Below are 10,921 nucleotides of genomic sequence, written 5' to 3'. Positions count from 1 at the left end.
GGCCGCCTGTGAGGCCGAGAACATCCGGGCTCGTCTGATCCCGGTGGACTACGCCTCGCACTCGGCGCACATGGACGCGGTCCGTGAGGAGGTCGTGGCGCTGTCGGTGGCCACGACGCCGCGGCCGGGTCGGGTGGCGATGTACTCGACGGTGACCGGCGAAGCGGTCGCCGACCACCGGACACTCGCGGGTTCGTACTGGTTCGACAATCTGCGGGGCACGGTCCGTCTGGACACGGCGGTGCGGGCGGCGGTGGCGGACGGGCACACGGTGTTCGTGGAGTGCAGTCCGCATCCCGGCCTGGTCGTCCCGGTCGCGGACCTGCTGGAGGAGCAGGACCTCACCGGCGCGACCGTCCTGGAGACGCTGCGCCGTGGTGAGGGTGGTCCGGAGCGGTTGGTGACGGCGCTGTCCGCCGCCTTCGTCCAGGGCCTGCACGTCGACTGGACCGCCTTGTTGCCGCTGTCGGGCGCCGTCACCAGGCCTCTCGACCTCCCGACCTACGCCTTCCAGCACCGCCGCTACTGGCTCGACCAGGGCGTGCGTGCGGGGGATCCGGCGGGGCTCGGCCTGGCATCCGTCGGCCATCCGCTGCTGGGCGCGGCGGTGCACTCGGCGCACGACGGCAGTGTGCTCTTCACCGGCCGGATCTCGGCCGCGACGCACGCTTGGCTCGCCGACCACGTCGTGCTGGGCGCGGCGATCCTGCCGGGCACGGTCTTCGCCGAGCTGGCCTCCTGGGCCGGTGGCGAGGTCGGCAGTCCGACGGTCGAGGAGCTGACCCTGCACACCCCGCTCGTCCTGCCGGAGGCGGAGGGCGTCCGCCTGCAGGTCGTGGTGGGCGCCCCCGACGCGGCGGGAGCGCGGGCGGTGAGTGTCCACTCGCTGCCGGAGGACGCCCCCGCCGACGAGCCGTGGACCCAGCACGCCGACGGGACGCTGAGGGCCGATGCCCCGGACGCCCCGGAGGGCGGGCTCGGCGGGATCGACCCGGAGGGGGAGAGCTGGCCGCCGGCCGGGGCGGTGGCCCTGGCGGTGGACGGCTTCTACGAGCGGCTGGCGGCCTCCGGGGTCGACTACGGTCCCGCCTTCCGCGGCATGCGGGCGGCGTGGCGGCGCGGCGACGAGCTGTTCGCGGAGGTCGCGCTCGCGGCCGGCCACGAGCGCGACGCGGCCCGGTTCGCCGTGCACCCGGCCCTGCTCGACGCCGGGATCCAGACCTTGCGGGTGGACGCGGACGGCTCCGAGGGCGTGCGGGTGGCCTTCTCGTGGCACGGCGTCCGGTTCTCCGGCGGCGCCGGTCCGACCGGCCTGCGGGTGCGGATCGCCCCGGCGGGCGACGACGCGGTGTCGCTGCGTGTCGCGGACGGTACGGGCCGGACGGTGGCGGTCGTCGAGTCGCTGACGGTGCGCCCGGTCTCGGCGGAGCAGCTGCGGGCGGCCGGGGGCGTGCACCGCGACTCGCTCTTCCGGCTGCGGTGGGCACCTGCCCAGCTCCCCGTCCAGCCTCCCGCCCAGCCGCCGGCCCCGTCCACCGACGCGGCCGCCCCCGGCCAGGAGGCGGGCCGCCTCGTCCTGCTCGGATCCCGCGTCCCGGCGGGGCCGGAGTCCGCGGGCCGGTACGCCACGGTGGAGGCGCTGGCCGCCGCCGTCCGGGCGGGCGAGCCGGTGCCCGCCACTGCCGTGCTCTACGCGGCGGACGCCGACCGGCCCGGGCCCGATCCGGCCGGGGCCGGCCTCGCCGTCCCGGACCCGCAGGGCCGTGCGGCCCGTGCGGCGGCCGAGGTGCTGGCGCAGGTCGCGGCCTGGGTGGAGGACCCCCGGCTGGGCTCGGGCCGACTGGTCGTGGTGACACGGCGGTCGGTCTCCGTGGACGGCGACGGATACGCACCCGATCCGGTCCAGGCCGCGGTGTGGGGAGCGGTGTGCGCCTTCCAGGCCGAACTCCCGGACCGGGTCGTCCTGGTCGACGCCGACCTCGGTGAGGACCCGGCCTCGGCGGCCGTCCTGCCGGCCCTCGCTTCGGCGGGGGAGCCGCGACTGGCCGTGCGCGGCGGGACCGTTCTCGTCCCGACCCTGGTCAGGGTGGGGCCGGCCGACCGGGCGGCCGCGGGTGCGCCGGAGCTCCGGTCGGCGGCGTCCGGGACGGTGCTGGTCACCGGTGCCGACGGGGCGCTCGCCGGGGCGGTGGCTGGGCACCTCCTCGCCGCCCACGGGGTCCGCCGGTTCGTCCTTCTGCCGGGCGGCGGACGGGACATCGGCGCGGTGGGGAAGCTCGCGGGCAGGCTGACCGAGGCGGGTGCCGAGGTCGAGGTGGCCGCCTGGGCACCGGGCGACCGCGAAGGCCTGCGCGAGCTTCTCGGCGCGATCACCGCCGAGCACCCGCTGACCGGCATCCTGCACGCGGCCTCCGGGCCCGACGTGCCCGACGCGCTCGACCTGTCCGACGTGCCCGCCGTGTCCGACGCGCCCGCCGTGTCCGACACGATCGACGTGTCCGACGCGGTCCGCGACGGCGTCGCGCTGCCTTCGGGAACGGAGCCGGGTGCGCCCGGGAGCCGGGAACTCCTGCGGCAGGCAATGGAGTCGAAGGCCGGGACGGCGTGGGCGCTGCACGAGCTCACCGCCGACCACGACCTGGCGTTCTTCGTGACCTTCTCATCCGCGGGAGACCTGCCGCGCGGTGCGGGCGGCCCGGGCGGCGCCGCAACCGCCGCGGCCGACGCGTTCGTCGACGCGCTGGCCGCCCACCGGCGCGCACTCGGCCTCCCCGCCGTCTCGCTCGCCTGGGGGCCGGGCGCCGTCGGCGCCCAGGACGGCGGAGCGGACGGGGGCAGTGGCTTCGGCGGTGAACTCCACCCTGGTCTGGTGGAGTTGTCCGAGCCGGAGGCGCTCGCGCTCTTCGACGCCGCACTGCGCCTCGCCGCGCCGGCGCTCGTCCTGGCCCGGATCGACCGTGCGGCCCTGCGCGGGAATCCGGAGGCGGCCCGTGGACCGCTCCGGGACCTCGCCCGCGAAGGGGACCCGCAGGCGGCCGACGGAGCGTCCGACGCGGCCGATGCCCTCGGGGCCGACGCGCTCGTGCGCCGCCTCGCGACGCTGCCCGAGGACGAACGCGAGCGTGAACTGGTCGCGCTCGTCCGGACCCGGGCCGCCGCGGTCCTCGGACACCCGGGGACCGGCGAACTCGGCCCCGAACGGGCCTTCAAGGAAGTCGGTTTCGACTCGCTGATGGCGGTCGAACTGCGCAACCGCCTGATGCGCGGCACCGGGGTGCACCTGCGCTCGACACTCGTGTTCGACTACCCGAACCCGGTGAGCCTCGCCCGCCACCTCATGGACCGCATCGCGGAGGCGTCGTCGGCGGCGACGCCGATGCTGGCGGACCTGGACCGCCTGCACGAAGCACTGCCCACGGCCCTGTCCGAGGACGGCACCCGCGACCGGATCGCCGAACGCCTGCGCACGCTGCTGGCGTTGTGCGAGGAGCCCGGCGACGGCGGGACCGCGGAACCGGACGGCCCGGACGACCTCGACTCCGCCAGCGACGACGAGCTGTTCTCGCTCGTCGACCAGGGGTTCGAGTGAGACGGCCGATGAGAGAGACCCGCCAGCCCAGCGACAGCGACCGTTCGATCGAGGAGTCGAAGTAGACGTGGCCGAGTCGGAAGAGAAGCTCCGGGCGTACCTCAAGCGAGCCGTTGCCGACGCTCGCGACGCGCACCGACGCGTACGGGAGCTGGAGGACAAGGGCCGCGAACCCATCGCGATCGTGGGCATGGCCTGCCGCTTCCCCGGCGGGCTGTCGACCCCCGAGCAGCTGTGGGGCTTCGTCGAGGGCGGCGGCGACGCGATCGGACCCTTCCCCGCCGACCGCGGCTGGGACCTCGACGCCCTGTACCACCCCGACCCCGACAACCCCGGCACGTCGTACGTCCGCGAGGGCGGATTCGTCCACGATGCCGCCGACTTCGACGCGGGGTTCTTCGGCATCTCGCCGCGCGAGGCCACCGCGATGGACCCGCAGCAGCGGCTGCTGCTCGAAACCTCCTGGGAGGCGTTCGAGCGCGGCGGCATCGACCCGACCACGCTGCGCGGCAGCCGCACCGGCGTCTACACCGGGATCAACTGGCTCGACTACCCCACCGTGCTGGCCCGGACGGCCAAGGGCCGCGACGGCACGCTCGGCATGGCCAACGCCGCCAGCCTGCTCGCCGGCCGCATCGCGTACATCCTCGGCCTGGAGGGGCCGGCGGTGACCGTGGACACGGCGTGCTCCTCGGCACTGGTGGCGCTGCACCTGGCCGTCAACGCGCTGCGCTCGGGGGAGTGCGACCTCGCGCTCGCCGGCGGCGCCACCGTGATGTGCACGCCGGAGACCTTCGTCAACTTCAGCCGCCAGCGCGGCGTCCCGCTCGACGGCCGCTGCAAGCCGTTCTCCGCCGCGGCCGACGGCTTCATCCCGGCCGACGGCGCGGGCCTGTTCGTGATCGAGCGGCTGTCGGACGCCCGGCGCAACGGGCACCCCGTGCTCGCCGTGGTCCGGGGCAGTGCCGTCAACCAGGACGGCGCCTCCAACGGCCTCACCGCACCCAACGGGCCCTCCCAGGAACGGGTGATCCGGCAGGCCCTGGCGAGCGCCGGCCTGTCGACGGCCGACGTGGACGCGGTGGAGGCGCACGGGACCGGAACCGCGCTGGGCGACCCGATCGAGGCGCACGCGCTGCTGGCGACGTACGGCCAGGGCCGCCCGGCGGACCGGCCGTTGTGGCTGGGGTCGGTGAAGTCCAACATCGGCCACACCCAGGCTGCGGCCGGCGTCGCGGGCATCATGAAGATGGTCATGGCGCTGCGGCACGACCTGCTGCCGAGGACGCTGCACGTGGACGCGCCCTCGCCGCACATCGACTGGGACTCCGGTGACGTCCGGCTGCTGACCGAACCGGTCGCGTGGCCGCGTTCGGAGCGCCCGCGCCGCTTCGGCGTCTCGTCGTTCGGCGCGAGCGGGACGAACGCGCACGTGGTGCTGGAGGAGGCTCCCGAGGGCGAGCCCGAGCTCGCGTCCGACTCCGAGTCCGTCGTCGTCGACGGTTCGGGTGGTGTGGTGCCGTGGGTGTTGTCGGCGCGTTCGGGTGGGGCGTTGCGGGCGCAGGCGGGGCGGCTGAGGTCGTGGGCGCTGGCGAATCCGGATGCTGATCCGGCTTCGGTGGGTCGGGAGTTGGCGGTCGGTCGGACGGTCTTCGATCACCGTGCGGTGGTGCGGGGTCGGGATGTCGGTGAACTGGCGGCCGGGCTTGCTGAGTTGGCGGTGGCCGAGGACGGTGCCGGCGCGGCTGTGGCCGGTGGTCCGGTGTTCGTGTTCCCGGGGCAGGGCTCGCAGTGGGCCGGCATGGCGGCTGAACTGCTGACCGCCAGCCCGGTGTTCGCGGAGGCCGTCGCGCAGTGTGCGGTGGTGATGGATCCGTTGACGGATTGGTCGCTGACCGAGGTGCTGCGCGACGGCACGGGCGCGTTGCTGGACCGGGTGGACGTCGTTCAACCGGCGTTGTTTGCGGTGATGGTGGGTCTGGCGCGATGGTGGGAGTCGGCGGGGGTCCGCCCGGCCGGGGTGATCGGCCACTCGCAGGGCGAGATTGCTGCTGCGCATGTGGCGGGGTTGCTGTCGTTGGAGGATGCGGCGCGGATCGTGGTGCTGCGCAGTCGTGCGCTGCGGCGGGTGTCCTCGGTGGGCGGCGGCATGCTGTCGGTGGGCGTGGGCGCCGAGCGGGCGGCTGAACTGGTCGCGGGTGACGAACGGTTGTCGCTCGCTGCGGTGAACGGGCCGACCAGTGTGGTGCTTTCGGGTGATGTGGAGGCGTTGGCGGAGGTCGTGGCCGCCTGTGAGGCCGAGAACATCCGGGCTCGTCTGATCCCGGTGGACTACGCCTCGCACTCGGCGCACATGGACGCGGTCCGTGAGGAGGTCGAGGCGCTGTCGGCGGCCACGACGCCGCGACCGGGCCGGGTGGCGATGTACTCGACGGTGACCGGCGAAGCGATCGCCGACCACCGGACACTCGCGGGGACGTACTGGTTCGACAACCTGCGGGGCACGGTCCGTCTGGACACGGCGGTGCGCGCGGCGCTGGCGGACGGGCACACGGTGTTCGTGGAGTGCAGCCCGCATCCCGGCCTGGTCGTCCCGGTCGCGGACCTGCTGGAGGAGCAGGACCTCACCGGCGCGACCGTCCTGGAGACGCTGCGCCGTGGTGAGGGTGGTCCGGAGCGGTTGGTGACGGCGCTGTCCGCCGCCTTCGTCCAGGGCCTGCACGTCGACTGGACCGCCGTGCTCCCGCTGTCGGGCGCCGTCACCAGGCCTCTCGACCTCCCGACCTACGCCTTCCAGCATCGCCGCTACTGGGCCGAGGCCGAGCCCGCTGCCGAATCGGGTGCCGGCTGGGGCCAGTTCGCCGTCGACCACCCCGTCCTGGGCGCTGCGGTCGACCTGGCGGGAACGTCCGGGACGGTCTTCACCGGGCGGCTCGCCGTCCCCACCCACCCGTGGCTCGCCGATCACGCGGTGCTCGGCACGGTGATCGTCCCGGGCACGGCGTTCCTCGAACTCGCGCTGCGGGCGGGTGGCGAGGCCGGCTGCCCGGTCCTCGACGAACTGACCCTGCACACCCCGCTGGTGCTGTCCGACACCGAGGGCGTGCGGATCCAGGTGACCGTGGACGACCCGGACGACTCCGGGGCCCGGGTGATCGGCATCCACTCGCGCGCCGAGGACGCGCCCGCCGACCGGCCGTGGACCCGGCACGCGTCGGGCTTGCTCACGGTGGCCCCGGATGACGCGACCGGGGAGCCTGCCGGGGACGCAACCGCCGACGTATCGGCCGAACAGTGGCCTCCGCCGGGTGCGTTGGCGGTAGACGCGGACGACGTCTACGAGCGCTCCGCGGCCGCCGGATTCGACTACGGGCCGCTCTTCCAAGGGTTGCGGCAGGTCTGGCGGCGCGGTGCCGAGCTGTTCGCCGAGGTCGAGCTCGCCGAGGAGGCACTCGCCGACGCCGACCGCTTCGGTCTCCACCCGGCGCTGCTGGACGCGGCGATGCACCCGATGCTGGTCCGGGACGACGCGGACGGGCCGGTCGCGGCCGGTCTGCCGTTCACCTGGACGGGTGTCAGGCTCGACACCCGCCGCGCCCGTGCCCTGCGCGTCCGCCTCGCGGTGGGCGAGGACGGCGCGGTGTCGCTGCGCGCCCACGACGAGGCGGGCAGGCCGGTCGTGTCCATCGGCTCGGTGGTCGTCCGGCCGGTCTCCGCCGAGCAGTTGAGGACACCCGACTCCCTGGTCCGTGACTCGCTGTTCGACGTGCGCTGGGCCGAACGCGAACGCGAACGTGAAGGTGAACGTGAAGGTGAACGCGAAGGCGAAGGCGAAGACGGCCCCGTAGCCGCGGCGGACACGGACCCTACGGCTGCTCCCACGGCTGCCCCCGGGGTGGCCTGGGCAGTCCTCGGCGCCCCTGGCGCCCCCGACCCGCTCGCCCTGCTCACCGTCCTCGACGGGCCCGCCACTCCGGCGGCCACCGACGCCGCCACCCCGTCGCCCGCCACCCCGCCGTCGCCCGCCACCCCGTCGCCCGTCACCCTCCTCGTGCGGGTGGAGCCCGCGGAGGGCCCCGAGCACACCCGGGTGCACGACACCACCGCGCGAGTCCTCGACCTCGTGCAGCGCTGGCTGGCCGACGAGCGGACCGCCGACGCGAGGCTCGTGTTCGTGACCTCCCACGCGGTCGCGGCCGACGACACCGACGGGGTCCGCGACCTCGCCGCGGCGGCCGTCTGGGGCCTGGTGCGTTCCGCCCAGGCCGAACACCCGGGCCGCTTCGTCCTCCTGGACACCGACGCCGAGTCCTCGGACGACGACGGCACCGTCCTCGCCGCAGCGGCGTCGGGCGACGCCCAGATCGCGCTGCGACGCGGGACCGCGCTGCTGCCGCGCCTGGTGCGCGCCGCTCCGGCGCCCGCGCCCGAGGCAGCCGCCGGAGCGCTGTCCGACCCCGACGGAACCGTGCTGATCACCGGCGGCACCGGCACGCTCGGCGCCCTGCTGGCCCGTCACCTGGTCGTCTCGCGCGGCGCCCGCCGCCTGCTGCTGCTCAGCCGGCGCGGCGGCGAGGCCCCGGGGGCGGCCGACCTGGTCGCGGACCTGTCCGCGCTCGGTGCGCACGTGACCGTGGCGGCCTGCGACGCGGCCGACCGCGACGCCCTCGCGCGCGTGCTCGCCGCGATCCCCGCCGCGCACCCGCTGACCGCCGTGGTCCACGCGGCCGGGGTCCTGGACGACGGGGTCATCCAGGCCCTGACGCCCGACCGCCTGGCGGCCGTGCTGCGCCCCAAGGTCGACGCCGCGTGGAACCTGCACGAGGCCACCCGGGATCTCGGCCTCGGCGCGTTCGTGCTGTTCTCGTCGGCGGCCGGGGTCATCGGGAACCCCGGCCAGGGCAACTACGCCGCCGCCAACGCCTTCCTCGACGCGCTCGCCGGGCACCGCCGGGCGCACGGCCTGGCCGCGACCTCCCTCGCGTGGGGCTGGTGGGCCGAGGGCAGCGAGATGACCGCCGGTCTCGGGACCGCCGACCGGCAGCGCATGACGCGGCTCGGCGTCCTGCCGCTCTCCGCCGAGCAGGGCTGCGCGCTGTTCGACGCCGCGGTCGACCGCGCCGAACCGATGCTCACCGCCGTACGGATGGACGTCGCGGTGCTGCGCCGGGCCGGGGCCGAGACGGTGCCCGCGCTGCTGCGCGACCTCGCCCGCGTCCCGCACCGGCGGGGGCCGGCGGGCGGCGCGCGGGGACGGTCGGGCGCGCTGGCCGGCCGGCTGGCCGGTCTGCCGGCCGCCGAGCGCCGGTCGCTGGTCGTCCGGACCGTGTGCACGCACGCGGCCGCCGTGCTCGGGCACGCCGGGGCGGACGGCATCGAGGAGGCCCGGGCGTTCCGGGACCTCGGGTTCGACTCGCTCACGGGGCTCGAACTGCGCAACCGGCTGAGCGCCGCCACCGGGCTGCGCCTGCCCGCGACCCTCGTCTTCGACTACCCGAGCCCGCTGCTGCTCGCCGGGTACCTGGACGAGCGGCTCGCGGATGCGGCGGCCGGGGCCGTCGGGCGGGCCCCGGCGGCCGTCCCGACCCCTGCCGCCGCGGTGCCGGCCGACGAGCCGATCGCGATCGTCGGCATGGGCTGCCGCCTGCCGGGCGGTGTCGCCTCCCCGCAGCAGCTGTGGGACCTGGTGGCCGGCGGCGTCGACGCGCTCACCGACTTCCCGACCGACCGCGGCTGGGACACGGACCGGATCTTCGACCTCGATCCGTCGCGCCCGGGCAGCACGTACGTGCGGACCGGCGGGTTCGTCCCCGACGCCGCCGACTTCGACCCCGGGTTCTTCGGGATCTCGCCGCGCGAGGCGCTGGCGATGGACCCGCAGCAGCGGCTGCTCCTGGAGGCGTCCTGGGAGACGATCGAGCACGCGGGCATCGATCCGGAGTCGCTGCGCGGCAGCCGGACCGGCGTCTTCGCGGGCGCGATCTACTACGACTACGCGACCCGTCTGAACCGGGTGCCGGACGAGCTTGAGGGCTACCTCGGCAACGGCAACGTGGGGAGCGTCGCCTCGGGCCGGGTCGCCTACACGCTGGGCCTGGAGGGCCCGGCCGTCACCGTCGACACGGCGTGCTCCTCGTCGCTGGTCGCGCTGCACCTGGCCTGCCAGGCGCTGCGCACCGGGGAGTGCGACCTCGCGCTCGCGGGCGGCGTCACCGTCATGTCGACGCCCGCCGTGTTCGTCGACTTCTCGCGCCAGCGCGGGCTGGCGTCGGACGGCCGCTGCAAGTCGTTCGCGGCCGCCGCGGACGGCACCGGCTGGGGCGAGGGCGTGGGCCTCGTCCTGGTCGAACGGCTCTCGGACGCGGTGCGCAACGGCCACCGGGTGCTCGCCGTGGTCCGGGGCAGTGCGGTCAACCAGGACGGCGCGTCGAACGGCCTGACCGCGCCGAACGGTCCCTCGCAGCAGCGGGTGATCCGCCAGGCGCTGGCCGGTGCCGCGCTCGCTCCGGCGGACGTGGACGCGGTCGAGGCGCACGGGACCGGGACGACGCTGGGCGATCCGATCGAGGCGCAGGCGCTGTTGGCGACGTACGGGCAGGGCCGGCCGGAGGACCGTCCGCTCTGGCTCGGGTCGGTGAAGTCCAACATCGGCCACACGCAGGCGGCGGCGGGTGTCGCCGGTGTGATCAAGATGGTGATGGCGATGCGCAACGGCGTGCTGCCGAGGACGCTGCACGTGGACGCGCCCTCGCCGCACGTCGACTGGTCGGCCGGCCGGGTCGAGCTGCTGGCCGAGGAACAGCTCTGGCCGGAGACGGACCGGCCGCGCCGGGCGGGCGTCTCCTCGTTCGGGATCAGCGGCACCAACGCGCACGTCATCCTGGAGCAGGCGCCGGCCCGGACCGGTACCGAAGGGGAGGACGGGCCCGACGCGGGTTCGGGCGCGGGACCGGACGGGGGCCGCCTGCTGCCCTGGGCGGTCTCGGCGCGCACCGCGACCGGGCTGCGGGCCCAGGCGGCCCGCCTGCGGGACTGGGCACTCGCCCGCACCGACCTCGAACCGGCCGACGTGGCAGCCGGGTTGGCCTCGGGCCGCGCGGCGATGGAGCACCGTGCCGTCGTGCTCGGCCGGGACGTCGCGGAGCTGACCGCCGCGCTGACGGCGGTCGCGGACGGCGAGGCCGATCCGGCGGACGCGGTGTCCGGGTCCGTGGTGCGCGGCGGCGGTCGCACGGCCGTGCTGTTCACCGGTCAGGGTGGTCGGGTGCACGGGATCGGGCGTGAGTTGTACGGGGCGTTCCCGGTGTTCGCGGGGGCGGTGGATGAGGTGTG

The 10,921-nt window shown here is 75.6% G+C and carries 2 protein-coding genes; both read left to right on the top strand.

What is annotated here, in order from left to right:
• The coding region (locus tag AC067J_RS43520) for a KR domain-containing protein (RefSeq protein ID WP_478308422.1) at positions 1–3,589 on the top strand (3,589 nt) is incomplete at its 5' end.
• 67 nt (positions 3,590–3,656) lie between these two features.
• Positions 3,657–10,921 (top strand): type I polyketide synthase (locus AC067J_RS43515; protein ID WP_478308420.1); only part of this gene is annotated, 7,265 nt, incomplete at its 3' end.

The sequence above is a fragment of the Kitasatospora sp. NPDC042419 genome, from assembly GCF_056437345.1.
The sequence above is the reverse complement of the archived record's forward strand: the minus strand, read 5'-3'. Positions and strand labels throughout refer to the sequence as shown.